Source organism: Nitrococcus mobilis Nb-231 (assembly GCF_000153205.1).
In the GTDB taxonomy this organism is placed as follows: Bacteria; Pseudomonadota; Gammaproteobacteria; order Nitrococcales; family Nitrococcaceae; genus Nitrococcus; species Nitrococcus mobilis.
On sequence record NZ_CH672427.1, the window covers coordinates 2,660,347 to 2,680,820 of the forward strand.

The window sequence follows — 20,474 nt, forward strand, 5'->3', positions numbered from 1 at the left end:
GGAAAACTCACAGGGCGGATGGACGGGCGGCCAGCGGTGGTCGCGGTGAGCTACGGGAGGTCTGGATGCGCGGCCATGGTCTGCCAACGCCTTTGGGCAGAATGTCACCACCTCGGCCGCCAATCGCCGGAAAGCTGTGTTTGGAGACACCAGCCCCCTTCCCCGGATTAACCGCGACACGCTCAACCGGTTGTACGGGCGGGAGCCGGGTAAGGCGAGGTATGGTGGAGTAACAGCACGATTTGACAGGTCAGGTCACACTTAACGAAATACTAAAAATAGTCGTTTGTTCGCTATATGATATGTCTAAGTTACTGTTAACTTGAGCAAAGAAGGCCGCTTCCTCATACCGGCGGCGATCCGCAACGAATTGGGACTGAGAGCCGGCGAAGCGCTGACGCTGTCGGTCGTGGACGGTGAAGTGCGCGTGATCCGCCGGGTAAGCGCAATTCGTCGCATGCAGAAGCGGCTCGCTGGTCTGCGTGACCCGAAGAACCCCGCGGTCGATGAGTTGCTGCGTGAACGCCGTGCGGTATCGGCCGAGGAATGAGAGCACTGTCGTTTATGACGCCTCCACGCTCCTGGCCGTGGTTTTCGACGAGCCTGGGTCTGACAGCGTCATCGACTATCTTGCCCATCCGGACGGGAAAGTGAGCGCGGTGAATTGGTCCGAAGTGGGCGCCAAGCTGGCCGAACGCGGATTGCAGGAAAAAGAGCTTGTGCACGAACTCGCTGCCTTCGCTCATACGGGAGGGGCAGCTGCTATTGCTGCTCAAGGATGCTCGACGTGTGTTGTGATTGTTCTTGCCGTTTGGGATGGCGCCGTTGAAACGAGGGCTACTTCTTCGAGCTCGGTCAGCGCCAGGGCTTTGGTATGCAGGCGGTAAAGGCGCAGTGGCAGGCTGGTTAGAGGGTGCGGCGCAATACGCTTCGCTATTGCGCCCTACGGGGTTACGCGGCGCCGGCGGATTCAATGGGGCTGCCGTGGCCTGCTGTCGGATTGGCGTCTGTTTCAGCGTTCATGTAAGGCGGATCGCAATCCAATGTGTGCCACGAATGGATCGAAATCCCGGTCACTATACAACAGAGCGAAATCGTCCTGGATGCAACGCGTTGCGATAAGCGTGTCGACGGTCTTGCGTATCGTCACGCCGCATTGCCGTAGCATCCGGAAATGTCTGGCGGCCTGAATCGCGATGCCCTGCCCAACAAGATCGATAATCTGGAATGAGGCCATGAGCCTGCGGGCCTGATTGAAGTCCCTGTCTGTGGTGAACCCTTGCAGCACCTCGGCAAGAATCAGGTCGCCGACCAGCAGCGGCTCGGCGCCTAGCAAGGCGTCCAATCTATCGGCCTCGGGCGTCGAACTGCCACGAAAGTAGTCGATCCATACACTCGAATCGACTAGGATCACACGTCGTTCCGCATGGTCTCAAGATCACCCTGCCAGTTCAACTTACCCCGGAACTGTTTGACCTGCTCTTGCTGACGAAGCCGCAACAAGGTTTGCAATGCAAGCTCAACGACCTCGCGCTTGGTCTTAAGACCCGTCAACCGAAGCGCGCGCTCCATCAGTTTGTCGTCAATCACGATGTTTGTGCGCATAATGGTGTATCACTCAACAAATCTATACACATCATAGCATGAGACCGTACGTGCTGCGCTTGCACTGTCACTGCGGCGAGCTGTGGTGGCGCCTCACCACAGCAGCTGTACCCCGAATTGCCGCATCGCTCGGTCGGTTGTGGCCAGCGGTAGTGATTCGATCGCTGCTTGCGCGGCCAGCATGCGGTCGAACGGGTCGCGGTGGGGCGCGCTCCACAGGCCTGCCTTGAGCGCGTGAGAGGTGGTGATGGGAAGCGGTTCGGCCTGCAGTCCACTGATGGCCATGGAGTAATCGGCCACGACACGCGCTGCGCCGGGCAGTTTGCCAAGGCGGTATTTTGTGGATATCTCCCAAGCGGAGGCAGCGCTTACGAATACGCCGGTGTCATCGTCTTCAAGCAAAGCGTACACGCTTGGGGACAAATTTTCGGGAGCCATAAGCGCCCATAGGAAAACGTGGGTGTCGAGCAGCAGTTTCATTGGCCTTCCCAGGCATTCAGCTCGGTTTCTGGCAGTGGATCGAAAAACTCCTCATCAAGATGTCCCTCGATGAAGCCCAGCTTGCGCTTGGGCTTTTCCAGCGGCACCAGTCGCGCATAGGGTTTGCCGGCTTTGGCCAGGATGATCTCGGTGCCGGCGTGAGCCTCGTCGAGCAACCGCGATAAATGTGTTTTGGCCTCGTGCACGTTAACGATGCGTTTCATAGCACCTCTAATCTAGTCTAGTCATATGACTAAGTCTATCATGCTCAAGTGCGCTCGACTACGGCTGCCAATCGCAACGCTAAAATTTGTAGTTGATGTCGAATTGCAGGTTATGGGTAAATAGGTTGTTACTACCCTCATTGTTGATGAATTGGCCCATATAGCCCAGCATGAGGCCCGTGTATGGGCTTAGCTGCGCCATCAGACCACCGAAAGCACGGTTCTCGCTAAACCCTTCCGGTCCAAAATCATTTTCGGTCAAATAAGCAAGCACCTCGTCCCCGGCATACCAGCTCAAACGCTCGAAGTACGGAAGCGGGTGTTTGAGCATGGCAAATTGACGTATCCGGACCCCGACGGCTCCGCCATTGAGGGCGATGCGCTCCTCCAGACGGCTGCGTAGCGTGACGCTGAGCGCACCGAACGGCTTGACCCACAGGAAATCTTCGTGAGGACGGCTTTCTTGAAAGTTGTCCCCATTCAGCGGTCTTATCCAATCGTGGGTATAGCCCAACCAGATGCTGGCATGTTCCGAAAGATTGTAGCCGCCTTGCACCCAGATCAGATTCTCTGAAAACCGCAATCCATTATCGTTCGGGTCGCGCAGATCCCGATCGCCTCGGGTCCGGGCCTGATCGATGAACATCCAGCGGAAATCTTGCGCCTCGGGGGAGATGAAGCTGAAATCACCCTGAAGAGTCAGGGAGGTCCAGGTACCGAAGACATCGTCGGTACGGCCCAGGGCTTGATGAGCCGCCAGAAGAAGGATAAGGGCGAGAGAAAATTGGATGTTTATCGTTCTACTTTTTATTGAACGACTCCTCTTAATTTAAGATAAATTCATAACTTGTTGAATATAATTAAATTTTATTTAAGGAAAATATACGCTGTATTTAATTAGTTTTTCTAGCTTTCGGCCGAGATTGTCTACCCGCTTCCGACAGGCTGCTCCAAGGGTTGACATAACGTTTTAGTAGCTAATTCGTAAGATGATTGTTGTTATCGACGATGACCGAGGATGCTCAAATATCCCTTGCAATAAAGCAAGAGGGGAGGATACCCCGGAATCGTTCCAGCAACAGCTGCCACGCTGCCGATGGGGCCGCGGTGTTGCTTCGATTCTTTTGAATTACGAGGGTGGCGAATACGTGGCAGGTCGAGAGCGAGGTGCGTAAAGGCCGAAAAAGTCGATTGCGGGCTCCTGCTCAGCGAGAGGTCGCCATGGTGCGTGGTGGATCGAACTGCAGCGCCGCCAGCCGCGCGTAGAGTTTACTGCGAGATAGCAGCTCATGATGGGTACCGATGGCATGGATGTGGCCTCGGTCCAGCACCACGATGCGGTCGGCCGCGCTGACGGTGGCCAACCGGTGGGCGATGACGATGCTGGTGCGATCGCTCATCAGCCGCTCCAGTGCTTTCTGCACGCGTCGTTCGCTCTCGGCATCCAAGCTGCTGGTGGCTTCGTCCAATAGCAGCAGAGCGGGGTTGCGCAGGATGGCGCGAGCGATGGCGATACGCTGGCGCTGACCGCCGGAGAGTTGCATGCCGCCCGGCCCCAGCGGCGTGGCGAAACCCTGCGGTAGCCGCTCCAAAAACTCCGTACAGTGCGCCGCCGCAGCGGCGGCGCGCACGGCCTCGTTGTCGGCCTCCGGCCGGCTGTAGCGGATGTTTTCCCAGGCGTCGCCGGTGAACAGCACGGGCTCCTGGGATACGAGTGCAATGCGCCGGCGCAGCGCGGCCGGGTCCACTTTGCGCAGGTCGACGCCGTCGAAACGCACGCGGCCGGCCTGTGGATCATAGAAGCGTAGGATCAGCGCCAGTAGGGTGCTCTTGCCGCCGCCGGACGGGCCGACCAGGGCGAGCCGCTCCCCTGGCGCCACGTGCAGCGAGATCGCATCCAGCGCCAACTGTTCGGGCCGTGCCGGGTAACAGAAACGTACATTCTCGAGCGCGAGTTCGCCGCGGGGCGGTTCGGGCAGTGGGCTTGGATGGAGCGGGACGGCGATTACGGAGCGGGTAGCCAAGAGCTCCAGCAATCGCTCGGTAGCACCGGCGGCGCGCAGCAGATCGCCGGCGACCTCGGAGATGGCGCCCACGGCGCCAGCCGCAAGCACCGCGTAGAAGACGAACGCCGAGAGCTCACCGACGCTCATCCGCCCCGCCAGCACGTCGTGACCGCCCTGCCAGAGGATGACGCCGACGGCGGCGAATGCCAGCAGCATCGCCACGCTCAGCAACCAGCTCCGCTGGCGGATACGGGCTGCCGCAGTGGCGAAGGCGGCTTCGACGCGTTCGCGGAAGCGCCGGCGGTCCTCCGTCTCATGTCCGAAGGCCTGCACCGTGCGAATGGCGTGCAGTGTCTCGCCGGCGTAGCTGCCGACGTCTGCCACCCGATCCTGACTCGCTCGCGAGAGCCGGCGCACGCGGCGACCGAAAATTAGGATGGGCACCAGCACCAGCGGCAGGCCGAGGAGCACCAGCGAGGTGAGCTTGGGACTGGTGACGAACAACATGATCAGGGCACCCGCCAGCAGTAGTGTATTGCGCAGGGCGATGGAGAAGGAGGAGCCGAGGATGGTCTGCAGTAATGTGGTGTCCGTGGTGATACGTGATTGGATCTCGCCCACGCCGTTGACCTCGAAGAAGGCCGGTTCCAGGGACACCACATGATCGAACACTGCCCCGCGCAGGTCCGCTGCTACTCGCTCGCCGATCCACGACACTAGGTAATGGCGTATCGCCGAGGCCACCGTCATTACGGTGATGAGCGCCAGGGTGAGCAGCAACAGGCGGTCGAGTCGTTCGGCGTCGTCGGCGAGAAAGCCGTGATCCACGATCAGCCGCAGGCCCTGGCCGATGGCGAGCACGCTGATGGCGGCGACCACTAGCGCCAGCGCTGCTGCAGCCACGCGCCAGCGGTAGGGTGCCAAATAGCACAGTATAGGCTGGAGTCCAGAGAATCTCTGACCACTGGGGCGGTCGCGAAGGTAAGGCTGGCGCGGCATCGGCACGAATCCCAAGCGTACGCTTAACCTTGCCCGCTTCCCCATGAGCGGGGGAGCGGGCGGTAGCCTTGCAGCGCATTACGCATAGTATCGGCCGGCCTGCTCTCGTTGCAGCAGCGCCGTTTGCTCGATCGACGGTAGCCGTGCCCAGATGCGATTGATGCCGCTGATCACGGCTTTGACCGAGGCGCTAACGATGTTGCCGTCGATCCCGACGCCGAATACATCACCGGCCACGCCGTCGCAGGCGAGTTCCACGAAGCACACCGCCTGGGCGTCGGATCCTCGGCCTATGGAGTGTTCCTTGTAGTGTTGCACCCGCACATCCGCGGCGAGGGCGGCGAGCAGTGCGTCGATGGGGCCGTTGCCCATGCCGGTGAGAACCTTGTCGTGGCCCTGCTTGCGTACCCTGAGGCGGATGCCCTGGCGGCCGTCGGCGTCGAACAGCGATTGGCCGACGTAGTCGATCGGTTCGACGGGCTCCAGGTACTCGCGGCGGAAGATCGCCCACATCTCGTCGGCGCGGATTTCCTTGCCGGACGTGTCGGCGGCCTGCTGCACCACGCGGCTGAACTCCACCTGCATGCGTCGCGGCATGACCAGCCCGTACTCGCGCTCGAGCAGGTAGGCGACCCCGCCCTTGCCCGATTGGCTGTTGACTCGGATCACCGACTCGTAGCTGCGGCCGAGGTCCTCGGGGTCGATGGGCAGGTACGGCACCGCCCAGGGCTCGTCGCTGTTGCGCGCCGTAAAGCCCTTCTTGATTGCGTCCTGATGTGAACCTGAGAAGGCGGTGAACACTAAGTCGCCCGCGTACGGGTGTCGCGGGTGGATGGGAAGCCGAGTGCACTGCTCCACGGTGCGTGCCACATCGTTGATGCGCGAGAAGTCGAGCCTGGGGTGCACACCCTGAGTATAGAGGTTGAGGGCGAGGGTCACCAAATCTACGTTGCCGGTTCGCTCGCCATTGCCGAATAGACAGCCTTCCACGCGCTCGGCGCCGGCCATCACCGCGAACTCGGCCGCCGCCACGGCGCTGCCCCGGTCGTTGTGCGGATGCACGCTGAGCACGATGCCGTCACGCCGTGCCAGGTGGCGATGCATCCATTCGATCTGATCGGCGAACACGTTGGGGGTAGACATCTCCACCGTCGCTGGCAGGTTGACGATGACCGGGTGCTCCGGTGTGGCCTCCCAGACGGCCGTCACCGCATCGACCACCTCCTTGGCGAAGTCGAGTTCCGTCGCCGAGAAGGTCTCCGGGCTGTACTGGAACGTCCATTCCGTTTGCGGTTGCGCAGCGGCGAGCCGTTTGATGAGCTTCGCGCCGTGGACCGCCACCGCACGCACGCCGGCGCGGTCGAGCCGGAAAACCGTCTTCCGGAACACCGGGGAGGTGGCGTTGTAGAGATGGACGATGGCGCGTTTTGCGCCGCGCAGCGAGGCCATGGTCTGTTCGATCAGGTGATCGCGGGCCTGGGTGATCACCTCGATGCGCACGTCCTCCGGGATGCGCTCTTCTTCGATCAGACGCCGCACCACAGTGTAGTCGGTCTGCGAGGCGGAAGGAAAACCCACCTCGATCTCTTTGAAACCCACGGCGAGGAGCATGTCGAACATCTCGAGCTTGGTCGCGACGCTCATGGGCTCGAACAGGGCCTGATTGCCGTCGCGCAGATCGGTGCTCATCCACACCGGCGGGCGGGTGATTTCGACATCCGGCCAGGTACGGTCAGTAAGCCGGATGGGACGGTATGGACGGTATTTCTTCGACGGATCGCTCAACATCGCTTATCTCTCCAGGCACTTGGGTTGGGGATGCAGATACGTGGCGATGTCGTGGCCACCGGGCTGCCACCGGCGCGTGGCCCGGCGACCGCTCGGCAGTCGGCGGCTCTCGTGGTGATGTGTATGGAGGGGCATGGTGCTCGCTCCTCAAAACGAATACGGCTTCCGCCTCGTGAGGCGGGTTCAATGGGAAAGCGGTTTAAAGGGGGGTGAGGTTAGCTGCGCGCAAGGCGCAGCAACTCCTGCGGAAGCGACCGCAGGCGGAAAGGAAAAAGAAAATGATTATAGGGCTTTGCACCAGACATGCTTTCAGTTAACGCGCCGAACGCATGAAAGTCAATCCATCCTCTGCGTCCGATTTACGGGTTTATACAAAACCCTGTCTCGCATATATGATCTCAACTGACATTAGAACCGCGCCGGGAAGGAAGGGGTGGGGCGGTTGAAAGAGGAATGGTGTTACGTCTTTCGGCTGACAGGCTCGGAAGGGCTGTCTAGGGTGATGCCGAGGGCAAGACTTTGGTCTGTGAAGCACAATCCGTCTAGAGGGGGGCGCTCGTAAAGCGGCGCCTGATAGAGAAGGTTGCAGATGCTTACCCTATATGGTCTCAAGAACTGCGATGCCTGTCGTAAGGCGCGCCGGTGGTTGGACGCCAACGCCACCGATTACCGCTTTCGCGATGTACGCAGCGAGGGTGTGACCGAGGCGAAGCTTCGTGTCTGGGCTGAGCAGGTCGGTTGGGAAGTCCTGCTCAATCGTCGCAGCACCACTTGGCGCCAGTTACCGGATACCAACCAGGCGATCGATTCCGCCGTCGCTATCGCTCTTATGGCTCGCTATCCTGCACTTATCAAGCGTCCAGTGCTCGAGGCCGGCGAGCGCGTGTTGGTGGGCTTCCGCGAAGCAGACTACCAGAGCCTGCTTTGAAAAGAGGGTTCTCCTAGTCCTCCTTGACCCCTCCCGCGCTTGGGATTGGGATCGCCGAGTTGCGCTCGGCGCTTTTTTGGGCTCAGTGCGGCTACTGGGGCCGACGTGCGTTTGCCGGACAATCGCGTGCAACGACCGTCCCCGGCTTAACGCCAAGGACGGTCGTTGCACCATTCGGGATGTTTACTTGTATGTCACTTTGCCTTTCATACCAAAAATGAACATCTGCCAGTCCGTTACTACGACCCGCCTCGGGCCGCCGTCGACGGTGCCGATGACGCCTCGAACGCTCCGAGCGCCGCCGACGATGGCCGCCCTCGCCTTGCGTTCGAGGGTCTTATCCTGGTGAAGGTCTCGAATTACGATTCTGGGCATGGTAGTGCTCCCAAGTATCCGATTTTGAATGGAGTCGGTTAAGAGAACGAACGATAGACTTGCGCCGGTGTTTGAGCATTCAGTCTCCATCGTCTCATTATTGTTAATGCAAATAACGGGCCAATTTTTGCAATTCATCCAGTTATCATGCGCAAGTGGCAGAAAAATAAGCGAAACACATGCCGGCCCGATTCACTCATCATTTGCTTTTCCCTCATTTTATGTTCCTCCCGACCCCACATCGTTACCCACAACTCAGGCCATTCACGTCGATTATCCGCCCTTAATGGCCTCGTTAAAGCCGAATGCGGCGCGGCCTCAAGGGAGCGAAGGATTTCGAGCCCCCGCGAGCGTGCGAGCGGTGAGATCGGCGGCATCTTGCTCGGCGAGCTGCTAATAGCCATTCGGGAGCTGCTGAACGACAAAGACCCCAACCCATCTTTAACGCTCTCTGCCTGATTTCGGGCTGATTTGGGCGTGTATGCGAAGAGAAGTTATTGATTCGTATAGTGGCGAGGGTGGCGCGCTGGATGTAGTGCCATAATATTTGTTGTTATCCCTTGTGCGGAGCGCCCGCCCACGCTAGCCTCGCGGGCATGTTCATCCGCCGCACCCAGACCCGCAGCACGGCCACCGGCGAGTCGTATGTCACGTATCGTCTGGTGCGCTCCGAGCAGCGCGCCGGTAAGGTCCGCCAGCGCACCCTGTTGAACCTGGGGCGGCACTTCCCAGTGGCGCAGGCACACTGGTCGGCGTTGTGTGCGCGCATCGAGCAACGGCTCAGCGGCCAGGCGGCGCTGTTCGACGAGGAGGGGAAGGGCCTCCCGCTCGCCGTCGAGCGCCAGGCCGAGCGTATTGCGGCGCGGCTGCTCGCCGAGCAGGGCGGTACGCCGGCACCGGCCGATGCTGGCGGTGTACCCGGCGGTGGGGGTGACGTGCAGTCGGTGGACGTGGACTCGCTCTCACTGGTGCGCCCGCGCTCGGTGGGCGTCGAGCAGCTCGCCCTGTGGGCGCTGCGCCAGGCGGGCTTGGAGGAGCAGCTCCAAGCGCTGGGGCTGACCGGCCCGCAACGTGCGGCGGCGCTGGGGCTGATCGTTGCCCGCATGGCCGCCCCGGGCTCGGAGCGGGCGACGTATCAGTGGCTCGCCCGGCGCAGCGGCCTCGGCGAGCTGCTGGAGGTGGACTTCGAGGCGATGAGCCCGATGCAGCTCTACCGTACCTCCGATATCCTGCTGCGCCACCGCGCGGCCCTCGAAGGGCATCTGTTCGCCCGGGTGAGCGATCTGTTCGCGCTCGCCCCGACAATCACGCTCTACGATCTGACCAACACTTACTTCGAGGGCGAGGCACCGGTCAATCCGGCCGCGCGCCACGGCCACTCCAAGGAGCGGCGCAGCGACTGCCCGCTGCTCACCCTGGCGCTGGTGCTCGATGCTGCGGCTTTGTGCGCCGCTCGCGGGTCTTCGCTGGCAATGCGGCCGAGGCGCAGACCCTCCAGGGGATGCTCACCGGCCTCGCGGCGCCCGCCGGCGCGCTTGTGGTCATGGACCGCGGGGTGGCCACCGAGGCCAACCTCGCCTGGCTGGCCGAGCAGGGCTACCGCTATCTGGTGGTCAGCCGCGAGCGCCGCCGCGCGGTCGATTTTAAAGAGGCCATCACCCTCGACAACGCCGGCGGGCAGGCCGTGGAGCTACTCAAAGTGCCCTCGGCCGATGGCCAGGAGGTGCGCCTGTATTGTCGCTCCGAGGGCCGCGTGCGCAAGGAGCAAGCGATCGCCGGACGCCTGATGGACCGCTTCGAGGCTGGGCTCGACAAGCTTGCGACCGGACTCAGCCGGCGGGGCACCACCAAGCGCATCGACAAGCTCTGGGAGCGCATCGGGCGGCTCAAGGAGAAAAGCCGCGGCCTCGGCCAGCACTACCACATTGAAGTGATCGCCGGTGACAGCGGCGAGCGCGCCCGTGCGATCCACTGGCAGCGCCTGCCCGTGAAAGGCTCTCTGGTCACCGAGCCGGGCGTCTATTGCCTGCGCAGCAACGAGACCGGCTGGGACGAGAAGACAATGTGGCGCACCTACATCATGCTCACCGACCTTGAGGCGGTCTTCCGAAGCCTGAAATCGGAGCTCGGCCTGCGCCCGATCTTCCATCACAAGGAAGAGCGCGCCGAGGGGCACCTGTTCATCACCGTGCTCGCCTATCAGTTCGTCCAGCTCATCCGCCACCGCCTCGCCGCCCACGGCATCTGCGAGCGTTGGAGCACGCTACGCGATACCCTCGCCGGCCAGTGCCGGGTCACCGCCACGTTCAACCGCGGCGATGGCCGCACCCTGCACGTGCGCAAGGCCACCCGCGCCGAGCCCGATCAGGCGCGAATCTATCAGGCCCTCGGGGCCGATCCCGCCCCGGGCGGCGTGCAGAAAACAATCGTGTGAGCCCGCTGATTTATAAAATGAACGTAATGTAGTGCCACTCGCCGCCGCGGCCGATCTTAACTCTCTGAGTATCGGGAAGTTATTTTTGGGGACGTTAAACTTGGGCCAAGGGCGTTGTCGGGCAGCTTCGCGCCCGACGCCCGGAAGAAGCCCAAAAAGCCGAGATCATCGCCAATCGAATTCGCAACGAGGGTATTTGATGGGCAAAGGGGCCGGGTCCGTAATCAATATAGCCGGCGAGGCTCGGGAGGCGCCCAGAGCAGTATCCGATCCCGATAGCCCCACCATCGTCCAAGACACCGAACCCAACCCACTACAGGCACGCGCCCTGAAGCTGATCCGAATGTTCCCAGTGCCGCGCACTTGAGATCCGCAAATAATCTAATACTGTCCATCAGATAGACATCAGCCATTCCAGGAACTTCTGTTTGGCCATTACTACGATACCGTCGCCTGGGTGGCGCGGAAGCTGGCAACTCTGTTTCCGGAAAAGCTGGTGGGGCTCTATGCGGGCGCGGGCAAAAGCGCGCTCTATCGCGGGCCGGAGGACCGCAACGAGGCCGAGCGCGAGGATCTAAAGTGTCTGGTCGAGGAGCAGGCGATCCCTCTCATGCCGAAACCCACAGCCGATCATAGGACGCGGTAAGGAACGAGCCGTGTCGGTTTGCTGAGGAAGCCCGGGGAACCGGGGAAACTGCCTATGCACTTGGATTGATATTCGAACATAAGTGTACGATTCACTCCCTGTGAATGGAGCGAACTTCAGCAAGCGAGTGCAGGAACTGGGGAAGCCGCGCGGCGTGGGGGTGTGCTTCGTGAAGATGCGCAGCAAGGGCAGTCATGGGCGGTTGTACTACGGTGAGCGGTGGACGGCGGTGCAGGATTCGCAAGCACGAGATCGGAGTCGGCCTGCTCCGCGCTGCGCTACCTCATGGACCCCACCGAAGGCGAGGACTACCCTTGCGAAACTTTCCGCGTCCTCAGGAATAACGAAATGCCCAAGTTCGAGGAATGCCGGACCCGCCGCCTAGTACTCGCTGCCTGAGAGCAGCAGAATAGCGAGCAGTTTGCAAGGCGGAGCAGATAATGCTGACGGAACTGCGCATCAAGAACTTCAAGGCATGGAAGGACACGGGCCGGGTGCGCCTCGCGCCGCTTACCGTGATCTTCGGCGCCAACAGCGCGGGCAAGAGCAGCCTCGGCCATCTGCTGCTCGGCCTCCAGCAGACCACCCTGCTCACCGACCGCAGGCGCGCCATCCATCTCGGCGATCGGCACTCACCGATCGATCTGGGCACGCTGTCCGATTGCCTGTACGAGCACGACATGAAGGAGAAGCTCGAGTTCACCCTAGGCTGGCGACTGCCCCAGGCCGTGAGTCTGCGTGATCCTCTAGCGCCGAAGAATACCTATAAGGGCGACCGCATGCGCCTCGAATCCGTGATTCGAGCGGATTCGAAAGAACAGCCGCAGCTGGAACGCTTCCGGTACGAGCTGCGTAACCAGGGTGACACGACGCTGAGCGTCGAACATGGTATTCGCGATAAAAGCGGGCCGTACCTTGATGTCGATCCAATGAGGCTGGTGATGAAGCAGGGTCGAAAGTGGCCCATCGAGGCGCCGGAGAAATTCTACCGCTTCTCGGGCGTGACGCTGGCGCGCTACCAGAATGCTGACGCGCTGTCGGAGTTTCCGTTGCGACTGGAGCAGCTGCTGGCGGACCTGACCTATCTCGGACCGCTGCGTGAGCCGCCGCAGCGCACTTACTCCTGGGCCGGCGATACTGTGCCGGAGGTGGGTGCGCGCGGTGAACTGGCGATTCCGGCGTTGCTGGCCGCAACACACGATGGGGTCAAGCTCAATCGGGGTCCCGGGAAGAGGTATGAGGCGTTCGACGCTTTCGTTGCCCGCTGGCTGCGTGATTTGGGTGTCATCGACAGCTTTGTGGTGCGTCCCATCGCCGAAGGCCGCAAGGAATACGAGGTTCTGGTGCGTACCCGCAGGAGCTCCGCGGAAGTGAAGCTCACCGACGTGGGCTTCGGGGTGTCACAGGTACTGCCCGCACTGGTACAGGCCTTCTACGCCCAGCCCAACTCCACGGTATGGATGGAGCAGCCGGAGATTCACTTGCATCCCCAGGCTCAGGCCGAGCTGGCGGACGCCTTCATCAGTGCCGTGCAAGCCAGCCAGAACGGCACCCCCCGGAACGTACAGCTGATCGTGGAGAGTCATTCCGAGCACTTCTTGCAGCGCTTGCAGCGGCGCGTGGCCGAGCAGGCGATATCTCCGGATGAAGTTGCTGCTTATTTCGTACGCCAGGGAGGTGTCGGTGTGAAGCTGGTACCCCTGCAGATCAATCCGTTTGGCGATATCGAGAACTGGCCGGACAATTTCTTTGCCGACGAGATGGCAGAGATCACGGCGCGCACCGTAGCCGCGATGAGGCGTAAGCAACAGGAAACCGGTTCCGCACATGAATGAAGTGGTGATCGACACCAACGTGCTGCTGGTGGCCGATGGTGCGCATGACGAAGTCTCGCCACAGTGCGTTACCGCTTGCGTCGAGCGGTTGCAAGAAGCGACACGGCAGCGTGTGGTGGTCGTGGATGATCGCTATCGGCTTGTTTCCGAATATCTGAACAAACTTGATACAAAGCGCGGCAAAGGTGCTGGCGTAGTTTTTCTCAAATGGCTGCTGCAGAATCAGGCTAACCGCAGGCATGTCCATTGCATACCAGTGACCGAACGCCAACCGGATTCTTTTGATGAGTTCCCGAGCGCCACGCTGGAACCGCAGTTCGACCCCGCTGACCGTAAGTTTGCCGCAGTGGCCAATGCCCATCCGGCAAAACCACCCATTTGGCAGGCCGCTGACTGCAAATGGCTGGATTGGTGGCAGGCGCTCGCCGACGCGGGCATACGAGTCGAGTTCTTGTGCCCGAATGACGTGTGCGTCTTCTATCAGAACAAGTTTCCGGGCAGATCCGTGCCGGCGTTGCCATGACGGACGAGTTCTTCCGCTTTCCCCATACGCCGCACATCGTCTGGCTGGGCGAGGGGTCACCGCGCGACGACAAGCTACTCTCCGCGACGGAGGTAGACGCGCTGCTGGCCGGGCCGGTGGTGGTGGAAGAAAAGCTGGACGGCGCCAATCTCGGATTCTCACTGCCGCTGGATGGCACATTGCGTGCCCAGAACCGGGGCACGTACCTGCAGGCGCCGTTCACGGGTCAGTTCAAGCGGCTCACCGCGTGGCTGGCTCAGCATGAACGCCCACTCGCAGAGACACTCGGCAATGATCTGATCGCCTTCGGTGAGTGGTGCGCGGCGCGCCATACGCTCGGCTATGATCGCCTGCCGGACTGGTGGCTGCTGTTCGATGTCTATGACCGCCGAGCAGGCCGCTTCTGGGGCACAAGGCGTCGCGACACCTGGGCCGCCGCGGCCGGGGTTGCCGTGGTGCCTGAGCTGCATCGCGGCGAGACGAATCTGGCCCGGCTGCGCGAATGGGCAATGACCGAACGCAGCCATTATCGCGATGGCCCGCTCGAGGGCGTGGTCGTGCGCAGCGAAGATGCGGACTGGAGCAATGCCCGCGGCAAGCTGGTGAATCCGGCGTTCGCGGCGGGCATCGAAGCGCACTGGCGGCGCCGCCGCATCGAGTGGAACCGGCTTTCCTCATCGCCAATGCCGCGGAGCCCGACCCGATGACCGGTTTCGGCACTGATGCACAAGGCATTGACCGACGCCGACTACGACCTGCTGGATGAGGCAGACAGCGGCGGGACGCGGCGCATGTCAGCGGCGGCATGCGCCGGGCGAAGTCTGGGTGTGCCTCGCCGGCATCGCCGCACGGCTGGCCGTGCCCGAGCGCGCCGTCGCCGAGTGTATCGGGCTAACGGCGGGTTTCACGCCAGTGCCGGCCGGCGCTTGGTACACCCGAACTACCATTCGGAGATCGAGCGTGTGGGGCAAGCGCTGGCGGCGCTGGGGAAGCATCTGGTGGTGGAGACCGCGTGAGGGAGTGCAAATTCAGGAGCTCATGGAGCCAGTCGTGCGCACTCGGCTTGGAGCCAGCTGCACTCATACGCCTCGTACGGTGAGCGATGACCGGCGGCCGACGCCAGCATCATTCCACCGGTTTCGATTGCCAGTTCAGCCCAGGCAAGGAATGGATTATTGAATCTGGTATACGGTTTTCTACGTGGCATGGTGGCTTCCCCTTGGGATGGCCGAGAACCTGCGAGCACTTAGCGCTGCCGGCACGCTAGGAGTCTATTCGTCACACCGGCGAAGGCCGGTGTCCAGCTCTTGATGTGCTTCAGATTAAGGTTTTTGCTGGAAGTCGTTGGGGCTTGGCGGTCTTGGCAGCTTCGCTGCTGCCTGTCTCGTAGCTTCAGATCAAAAGGGCGACTGAGGTTCCCGCCTGAATTTAACCATCCTGTGAGGTTCTGCCCGGAATCGGATTGACGCTGGGTTTAAATTAGTGTGAGCGGAGGTTTTCGCCAACAAATTGAGGAATGGGGAGCAAGGATGCTGAAGACGGTAAAGGACGCTCGGGCGCTGCATGTGGCAATGCTGAATTATCAGGTAACCGGCAGCATCGAAGCTTGGCGTAGGTAATCGACGCGCGTGAGCAAGGGCGTGTCTTCTTCGAAAAAGCTATCTGACACAAAGTATGGATGAGTTGCTGCGGGAGGCGCTGCTGCGGTTCTCCGGGCAGACCAAGCAGGTCGTCTTTGAGCTTGCCCAGACAATGAGGCACAAACCGCTGCTGATCGTCATCGCCGCGCCCAATGTGCCGCTAATCTCACGACAGCGGGCGATACGACGAAGCGCGAGCGAGGTTCAAAACTCAAGCGGCGACTGTCTGATGGGGTTGCCGCCAGGAACAAAGTCGGCGGGGGCCGAACATGAGTGCAACTTCCGGTAGTGCTGTCGCCCAATATCTAACATGTCGAGCTTGCGGGACCCGGACGAAGCATCCCGTTGGGCACCGCTCTAATGGAGCTGCCGAATTATGAGCAGCCCAGGCATAGCAGTAGCTGCTATCGTAGACGCCATGAAACAGGCGTCGCTCTACCAGCTTCTTGGCGATGATCTAGTTGACACCCTCACACAACTAGGTGGTTCCGCGCCCACTATCGATGAGCTGCGGCATGTCGCAAAAACACTGCATGCCGATAACAATCCGGCTGCGATTCAGAGCGACGCCATTCGAAACCAGCTCATAGAGGCCCTGCCGCTCGACAAAGCGAAAGAGCTGTGTGCGAAGCTAGGCATTGCGCAGGGAGGAAATATTTACGCACGTCTTAAGATGATCGAGTTTGGGTGCCAGCGGGCGCAGGATGAAACATTGTTAAGTTTCTTTGGGATCGTGGCTGATCCGTCCGCTCCGTTTATCCGCCAGCCTGCCAGCCTTGAAGCGACGCCCGGCTACGGACTTTTTGATTATCAGCGCGAGATTGTTCTCAGAACGCAACATGTGCTTGAAGAGCCGCCTCGGAAAGCGTTGCTGCATATGCCGACGGGTTCCGGAAAAACTAGGACGGCAATGCATTTTATTGCGCGTCACCTGCAAAAATACGGACCGACGTTGGTTTGCTGGCTGGCAAACAGTGGGGAATTGCTTGAGCAGGCGGCTGACGAAGCGGAACGGAGCTGGCGGATGTTGGGAGATCGGTCAATTGGCATCTACCGATTTTGGGGCGACCACTCGGTTGATCTCGGCTCTGTCCGGGACGGAGTATTGGTGGCGGGATTCGCCAAGATGCATGCCGCCTATTTGCGTGAGCAAAATACGTTGATTGCATTAGGCGACCGCTCCTCGCTTACGGTGGTTGATGAAGCCCATCAGGCTATCGCCCCGACGTACCGCTCCGTCATTGATGCCCTCTACACAAAGCGCCCTGTTAATGCGCTGTTAGGGTTAACTGCGACACCCGGGCGAAGCTGGGATGATGCCGGAGCGGATAAGGAATTGTCAGACTTCTTCGGTGGTGAGAAAGTGACTCTCACTGTCAAGGACTATCCTGATCCCGTCAGCTTCCTGATTGCCGAAGGATATCTTGCCAACCCGCGCTTTCGCACCTTGGCCTTCGACGGGCCTATCCCGCTATCCAAGAAAGACGAGGCTGTTCTGGATGAAGGCGGCGAGCTTTCAGAAGAGGTCCTGCGTGTTCTGTCCGAAAGCAGCGAGCGCAATTACAAGATCATAACCGCGATTGAAGAGCTATCGGTCCGGCACCGCCGCATCATCGTGTTCGGCGCCTCCGTGCCCCATGCCTATCTGCTGACTGGTATTCTGATTGCGAGAGGTCACGATACCAAGGTTATAACTAGCGAAACGCCAATTGCCCGGCGAGAGCGGTACATACGCCAATTCAAGAGCGATAACCCATATCCGATGGTTCTCTGTAACTACGGCGTGCTGACTACAGGTTTTGACGCGCCAAAGACCAGTGCCGCAGTTATTGCGCGTCCAACGCGATCCCTCGTCCTTTACAGCCAAATGGTGGGCCGCGCCATTCGTGGGCCGCGGGCGAATGGAAATCATGAAGCCGAGATCGTAACGGTCGTGGACACGACATTGCCGGGGTTCGGGAGCGTCGCCGAAGCATTTGCGAATTGGGAGGACGTTTGGAATGAGCACAAATGAGGCAATGATGGTTTCGGAGAATGGGTATGCCGGCGAGGTTATACCACCGTCCCTGGCTGTCAAAGCGATGCGGGACAGCGGATACAAGAACACGGCATATGCACTCGCTGAATTGATCGACAATTCGATCCAGGCCAAAGCTGATTTAGTGGAAGTGTTCTGTGTTGAAAGAAAGATTTTTGTAAAGCAAAGGGAGCGAAAACGTATTGTAGAAATCGGTGTCCTTGACAATGGGAAAGGGATGGATGCAGCTACATTGCGACTTGCCTTGCAGTTTGGCAACGGCACGCATCTAGCTGACCGCAGCGGCATCGGCCGCTTTGGCATGGGGCTTCCTAACGCATCGATATCCCAGTGCCGGCGAGTTGACGTATGGACATGGCAGGCCGGGCCCGACAACGCGCTTCACACCTGCCTTGATATCAACGACATCGAGGCAGGGAGGACGCGCATTGTCCCCGAGCCGAGAGTACAGAAGGTGCCGAATGAGTGGCGTGCGCACTCGGAGGAAATCAGTACTACCGGCACACTAGTGGTTTGGAGCGATTTTGAAGATCATCGACTCACATGGAAAGGCGGGCGTTCGACCCTGGAGCACACCGAGATTCTCAGCGGCCGGATGTACCGAAAATTTATCAATACGGGAAAGGCCGAGATTCGGCTTGTGGCGCTTGAAGAAGACAATGTCACGCTGGATCGGAAAGCGAAGGCGAACGACCCGCTCTACCTCATGTCACCTTCCTCGACACCGGCACCCTTTAACAACATACCGATGTTCCAGCGATGGGGTGAGGAAGATACCGACTTTAAGATCGACTACGAAGGCCATCGCCATATTGTTAGTGTGCGGATGTCGTGGGCGCGCCCGGAGACAGTGACAGATGATGGATTGGATCGAGGTAAAACCGATTACGGCAAACACGCAGGACGGAATATTGGTGTCTCGATAGTTCGAGCGGGGCGTGAACTTGAATTGGATAGTTCCTGGGCTATTGGATACAATCCGGTCGAACGGTGGTGGGGTGTCGAGGTCGAGTTTCCGCCAGCTCTCGATGAGGTATTCGGCGTTACGAACAACAAACAAGTGGCGACAGTTTTTTCTCATATGTCGCAGTTTGAGTGGAAAACTGAGGCGGAGCCCGGTGAAAAATATATGGATTTCAAGCGGCGGCTCCAAGAAGAAGGAGACACGCGGTATCTTTTAATCGATATTGTCCACCATATTAGAGAACAACTGACACAAATACGAAATCGCTTGAAAGATCAGACGAAAGGCCGCCGGTCCGGTAGCCGCAGGCATGATGATATTTCGGTCGAAGACACGGCGTCAACCAAATGGAAGGAGCGCGCAAGTAAGGGCTACAAGATAGAAGCTGATGATGAACCCTATGATGAGGATGCGCAGGAAAAACTCGTCGAGGATCTCGTAGAGAACAAGCATTACGATAAGCGCGTAGCGCGCGAGATCGCAATTGCCGTCCAAAAGCGGGGGAGAAAGGTTATTTTCGTGACGGCAGAGTCCGACTCCCAGGCGTTTTTCAACGTCGATATTCGGCCTGGTGGTATCACCGAAGTTTGTTTTAACTCCCGGCATCCGGCTTATGGAAAGCTGATCAAGGCCCTTGATATCGACGTATCAGGGGCTTCAGATAGTGATCTCGTGTCGCGAATTGAAAACGCATCTAATATGTTAAAGCTATTACTCGCGGCATGGGCGCGGTACGAAGAAGAAGATGTGCCATCACGCGAGAAAATTCGGGATGTACGCCACGAATGGGGTAAGATGGCGAGGGATTTTCTGGCGGATGCGAGCTAGCGGATGAGGTCACCTGGAGAGGAATTGCTTGCACTGTGCACACAGGCCCACACGGACATTGTGCTCGTTTCGCCATTCATTAAAGTGGCAGCATTTGAGCGGGTGCTTAGTGCAATTCCATATGGAATAAAGAGCATCAGATGCGTGACGCGGTGGCACCCAGAGGAAATTGCTTCGGGAGCCTCAGATGTCGAGATATTTGACGTAATAAAGGCAAGAGCGGGAGCCCGGCTTTTTATTCATCCGTTGCTTCATGCAAAGTATTTTCGAGCGGATGATAAATGCCTTATTGGGTCGGCCAATCTGACCCAAAGCGCACTTGGTTGGGCGATGCCTGCCAATTTGGAGCTTATGTACGAGGTTCTGGCTGATGCGCAGATGCTGAGGGATTTCGAGAAGCGTCTTTTCGCGGTCTCCTTTGAAGCTTCGCAACAGCTAATGAACGAAATGGCCGCTGCCGCGGATCTCATACGGGTTACCGGTAGCTATCCGAAGCAGTTGAGGGAGGAAAATCTGGGCTACGACGACACTAGCACCTTACCGGAAGATGTGTGGCTGCCGCTTTGTACCAGACCTGAGCGCCTCTTCCAGATATACGCCAGACAGGACATCGACTGGATCATCGGCTGGACAGTTGAGGCGGGCCAGCGGGACCTTCGATCGTTACGGATTCCGGCAGGTCTTGGTGATATGGTCTTCTACCGTTTTGTTGCGGCCTCCATTCAGCAAACGCCACTAGTCCAGCGAATTCAGGAAGCTGCAGTGAACGTGATAACGCCGGAGGTCGGTAGGAATCTGATCCTTTCGACTGTTGATGAGCAATACTGTGTCTATAGCCCAGAAGAGCATTGGAATACGATTTTGGCGTGGCTGCTTCATTTTCTCCCGCATGTTTATCGCCAGCCTTCAGGATCTAATAATTTACAAAAAGGTTCTGAAATCGGCGAGCTCCGGAAATAGAGCTATCGTGCGGCGGCGCGGTAGGGTAGCGTGTAAATGAGTGAAGCTTCAGATAACAGGAAGGCCTATACCAGCAGGGATAGATGGCTTTCTTGAAGGAGCGCAACCTGGTCTTCCTGATGCTACCGTCATGTAATCGTCATCGAGTATATTCAGGTTGTTGATGTTGCCATTAAATGCTGCATCAAGATGCAACAGCAT

22 protein-coding genes and 1 pseudogene are annotated in these 20,474 nt (G+C 59.4%); 14 read left to right on the forward strand and 9 right to left on the reverse strand.

Features of this window, described 5'->3' with window-relative positions; genetic code table 11:
- Positions 1–322: 322 nt before the first annotated feature.
- Together NB231_RS12090 and NB231_RS12095 are read left to right on the forward strand one after the other, a co-directional pair.
- The gene (locus tag NB231_RS12090; RefSeq protein ID WP_005003242.1) at positions 323–550 is read left to right on the forward strand and encodes an AbrB/MazE/SpoVT family DNA-binding domain-containing protein; all 228 of its coding nucleotides are present in this window, start codon (positions 323–325) and stop codon (positions 548–550) included.
- On the forward strand, positions 519–887 hold the full coding sequence (locus NB231_RS12095) for a PIN domain-containing protein (RefSeq protein ID WP_040662319.1): 369 nt from the start codon (positions 519–521) through the stop codon (positions 885–887). Before NB231_RS12090 ends, NB231_RS12095 begins: the two co-directional genes overlap by 32 nt.
- A gap of 125 nt (positions 888–1,012) precedes the next feature.
- Here the strand turns inward: NB231_RS12095 and vapC are convergent, their stop codons facing one another.
- The 8 genes from vapC to NB231_RS20065 form a co-directional block, all read right to left on the reverse strand.
- Entirely contained in the window at positions 1,013–1,414 is a 402-nt protein-coding gene (gene vapC, locus NB231_RS12100) for a type II toxin-antitoxin system VapC family toxin (protein WP_005003243.1), read from the reverse strand.
- A complete protein-coding gene (locus NB231_RS12105) occupies positions 1,411–1,605 on the reverse strand; it encodes a type II toxin-antitoxin system VapB family antitoxin (RefSeq protein ID WP_005003245.1) in 195 nt (64 codons plus the stop codon). The genes vapC and NB231_RS12105 overlap by 4 nt, the downstream gene beginning before the upstream one ends.
- A 93-nt stretch (positions 1,606–1,698) precedes the next feature.
- Complete coding sequence (locus NB231_RS12110; RefSeq protein ID WP_005003246.1) at positions 1,699–2,085, reverse strand: type II toxin-antitoxin system VapC family toxin; 387 nt, start codon at positions 2,083–2,085, stop codon at positions 1,699–1,701.
- Positions 2,082–2,309 carry a type II toxin-antitoxin system Phd/YefM family antitoxin gene (locus NB231_RS12115; protein WP_005003248.1) on the reverse strand — a complete coding sequence of 76 codons (228 nt, stop codon included), beginning with the start codon at positions 2,307–2,309 and terminating at the stop codon, positions 2,082–2,084. Before NB231_RS12115 ends, NB231_RS12110 begins: the two co-directional genes overlap by 4 nt.
- Before the next feature lie 79 nt (positions 2,310–2,388).
- On the reverse strand, positions 2,389–3,105 hold the full coding sequence (locus NB231_RS12120) for a DUF2490 domain-containing protein (RefSeq protein WP_050756103.1): 717 nt from the start codon (positions 3,103–3,105) through the stop codon (positions 2,389–2,391).
- Between the two features lie 409 nt (positions 3,106–3,514).
- On the reverse strand, positions 3,515–5,314 hold the full coding sequence (locus tag NB231_RS12125) for an ABC transporter transmembrane domain-containing protein (RefSeq protein WP_084766327.1): 1,800 nt from the start codon (positions 5,312–5,314) through the stop codon (positions 3,515–3,517).
- 78 nt (positions 5,315–5,392) lie between these two features.
- Positions 5,393–7,102, reverse strand: coding sequence for a 2-isopropylmalate synthase (leuA, locus tag NB231_RS12130; protein WP_005003253.1), 1,710 nt, complete (start codon positions 7,100–7,102; stop codon positions 5,393–5,395).
- A gap of 3 nt (positions 7,103–7,105) precedes the next feature.
- On the reverse strand, positions 7,106–7,237 hold the full coding sequence (locus NB231_RS20065; RefSeq protein WP_269593424.1) for a hypothetical protein: 132 nt from the start codon (positions 7,235–7,237) through the stop codon (positions 7,106–7,108).
- Between the two features lie 454 nt (positions 7,238–7,691).
- On the opposite strand from NB231_RS20065, the gene NB231_RS12135 reads away from it, so the two are divergent.
- The gene (locus NB231_RS12135) at positions 7,692–8,030 is read left to right on the forward strand and encodes an ArsC family reductase (RefSeq protein ID WP_005003254.1); all 339 of its coding nucleotides are present in this window, start codon (positions 7,692–7,694) and stop codon (positions 8,028–8,030) included.
- Between the two features lie 183 nt (positions 8,031–8,213).
- Here the strand turns inward: NB231_RS12135 and NB231_RS12140 are convergent, their stop codons facing one another.
- Positions 8,214–8,405, reverse strand: coding sequence for a hypothetical protein (locus tag NB231_RS12140; RefSeq protein WP_156777000.1), 192 nt, complete (start codon positions 8,403–8,405; stop codon positions 8,214–8,216).
- 596 nt (positions 8,406–9,001) lie between these two features.
- Here NB231_RS12140 and NB231_RS20460 point away from each other — a divergent pair.
- From NB231_RS20460 to NB231_RS12190, 11 genes and pseudogenes are all read left to right on the forward strand, one after another.
- A pseudogene (locus tag NB231_RS20460) lies at positions 9,002–10,839 on the forward strand (IS1634 family transposase).
- Between the two features lie 199 nt (positions 10,840–11,038).
- A complete protein-coding gene (locus NB231_RS18690; protein ID WP_156777001.1) occupies positions 11,039–11,206 on the forward strand; it encodes a hypothetical protein in 168 nt (55 codons plus the stop codon).
- Positions 11,207–11,296: 90 nt separating this feature from the next.
- Entirely contained in the window at positions 11,297–11,485 is a 189-nt protein-coding gene (locus tag NB231_RS12150) for a hypothetical protein (protein WP_005003257.1), read from the forward strand.
- A 440-nt stretch (positions 11,486–11,925) separates the two neighbouring features.
- Positions 11,926–13,320 carry an AAA family ATPase gene (locus tag NB231_RS12155; protein ID WP_005003259.1) on the forward strand — a complete coding sequence of 465 codons (1,395 nt, stop codon included), beginning with the start codon at positions 11,926–11,928 and terminating at the stop codon, positions 13,318–13,320.
- Complete coding sequence (locus NB231_RS12160) at positions 13,313–13,843, forward strand: hypothetical protein (RefSeq protein ID WP_005003262.1); 531 nt, start codon at positions 13,313–13,315, stop codon at positions 13,841–13,843. Before NB231_RS12155 ends, NB231_RS12160 begins: the two co-directional genes overlap by 8 nt.
- The gene (locus tag NB231_RS12165) at positions 13,840–14,550 is read left to right on the forward strand and encodes an RNA ligase family protein (RefSeq protein ID WP_005003265.1); all 711 of its coding nucleotides are present in this window, start codon (positions 13,840–13,842) and stop codon (positions 14,548–14,550) included. The genes NB231_RS12160 and NB231_RS12165 overlap by 4 nt, the downstream gene beginning before the upstream one ends.
- Before the next feature lie 15 nt (positions 14,551–14,565).
- Positions 14,566–14,859, forward strand: a complete 294-nt coding sequence (locus NB231_RS12170; RefSeq protein ID WP_005003269.1) for a hypothetical protein — start codon at positions 14,566–14,568, stop codon at positions 14,857–14,859.
- Positions 14,860–15,517: 658 nt separating this feature from the next.
- Positions 15,518–15,772 carry a hypothetical protein gene (locus NB231_RS12175; RefSeq protein ID WP_005003270.1) on the forward strand — a complete coding sequence of 85 codons (255 nt, stop codon included), beginning with the start codon at positions 15,518–15,520 and terminating at the stop codon, positions 15,770–15,772.
- Between the two features lie 129 nt (positions 15,773–15,901).
- Positions 15,902–17,497: a DEAD/DEAH box helicase gene (locus NB231_RS12180; protein ID WP_005003271.1), complete on the forward strand. Its 1,596-nt coding sequence runs from the start codon at positions 15,902–15,904 to the stop codon at positions 17,495–17,497.
- Positions 17,484–19,313, forward strand: a complete 1,830-nt coding sequence (locus tag NB231_RS12185) for an ATP-binding protein (protein ID WP_156777002.1) — start codon at positions 17,484–17,486, stop codon at positions 19,311–19,313. The genes NB231_RS12180 and NB231_RS12185 overlap by 14 nt, the downstream gene beginning before the upstream one ends.
- 144 nt (positions 19,314–19,457) lie before the next feature.
- Positions 19,458–20,273, forward strand: coding sequence for a phospholipase D family protein (locus tag NB231_RS12190; RefSeq protein WP_232210465.1), 816 nt, complete (start codon positions 19,458–19,460; stop codon positions 20,271–20,273).
- Positions 20,274–20,474: the final 201 nt, after the last annotated feature.

Excerpts from the sequence above, each read along its gene's own strand:
- NB231_RS12105 (WP_005003245.1), bottom strand. The coding sequence starts at position 1,605 with ATGCGCACAAACATCGTGATTGACGACAAACTGATGGAGCGCGCGCTT.
- NB231_RS12125 (WP_084766327.1), bottom strand. The coding sequence starts at position 5,314 with ATGCCGCGCCAGCCTTACCTTCGCGACCGCCCCAGTGGTCAGAGATTC.
- NB231_RS12115 (WP_005003248.1), bottom strand. The coding sequence starts at position 2,309 with ATGAAACGCATCGTTAACGTGCACGAGGCCAAAACACATTTATCGCGG.
- NB231_RS12135 (WP_005003254.1), top strand. The coding sequence starts at position 7,692 with ATGCTTACCCTATATGGTCTCAAGAACTGCGATGCCTGTCGTAAGGCG.
- NB231_RS12165 (WP_005003265.1), top strand. The coding sequence starts at position 13,840 with ATGACGGACGAGTTCTTCCGCTTTCCCCATACGCCGCACATCGTCTGG.
- NB231_RS18690 (WP_156777001.1), top strand. The coding sequence starts at position 11,039 with ATGGGCAAAGGGGCCGGGTCCGTAATCAATATAGCCGGCGAGGCTCGG.
- NB231_RS12170 (WP_005003269.1), top strand. The coding sequence starts at position 14,566 with ATGCACAAGGCATTGACCGACGCCGACTACGACCTGCTGGATGAGGCA.
- NB231_RS12180 (WP_005003271.1), top strand. The coding sequence starts at position 15,902 with ATGAAACAGGCGTCGCTCTACCAGCTTCTTGGCGATGATCTAGTTGAC.
- NB231_RS12160 (WP_005003262.1), top strand. The coding sequence starts at position 13,313 with ATGAATGAAGTGGTGATCGACACCAACGTGCTGCTGGTGGCCGATGGT.
- NB231_RS12185 (WP_156777002.1), top strand. The coding sequence starts at position 17,484 with ATGAGCACAAATGAGGCAATGATGGTTTCGGAGAATGGGTATGCCGGC.
- leuA (WP_005003253.1), bottom strand. The coding sequence starts at position 7,102 with ATGTTGAGCGATCCGTCGAAGAAATACCGTCCATACCGTCCCATCCGG.
- NB231_RS12140 (WP_156777000.1), bottom strand. The coding sequence starts at position 8,405 with ATGCCCAGAATCGTAATTCGAGACCTTCACCAGGATAAGACCCTCGAA.
- NB231_RS12110 (WP_005003246.1), bottom strand. The coding sequence starts at position 2,085 with ATGAAACTGCTGCTCGACACCCACGTTTTCCTATGGGCGCTTATGGCT.
- NB231_RS12175 (WP_005003270.1), top strand. The coding sequence starts at position 15,518 with ATGGATGAGTTGCTGCGGGAGGCGCTGCTGCGGTTCTCCGGGCAGACC.
- NB231_RS20065 (WP_269593424.1), bottom strand. The coding sequence starts at position 7,237 with ATGCCCCTCCATACACATCACCACGAGAGCCGCCGACTGCCGAGCGGT.
- NB231_RS12155 (WP_005003259.1), top strand. The coding sequence starts at position 11,926 with ATGCTGACGGAACTGCGCATCAAGAACTTCAAGGCATGGAAGGACACG.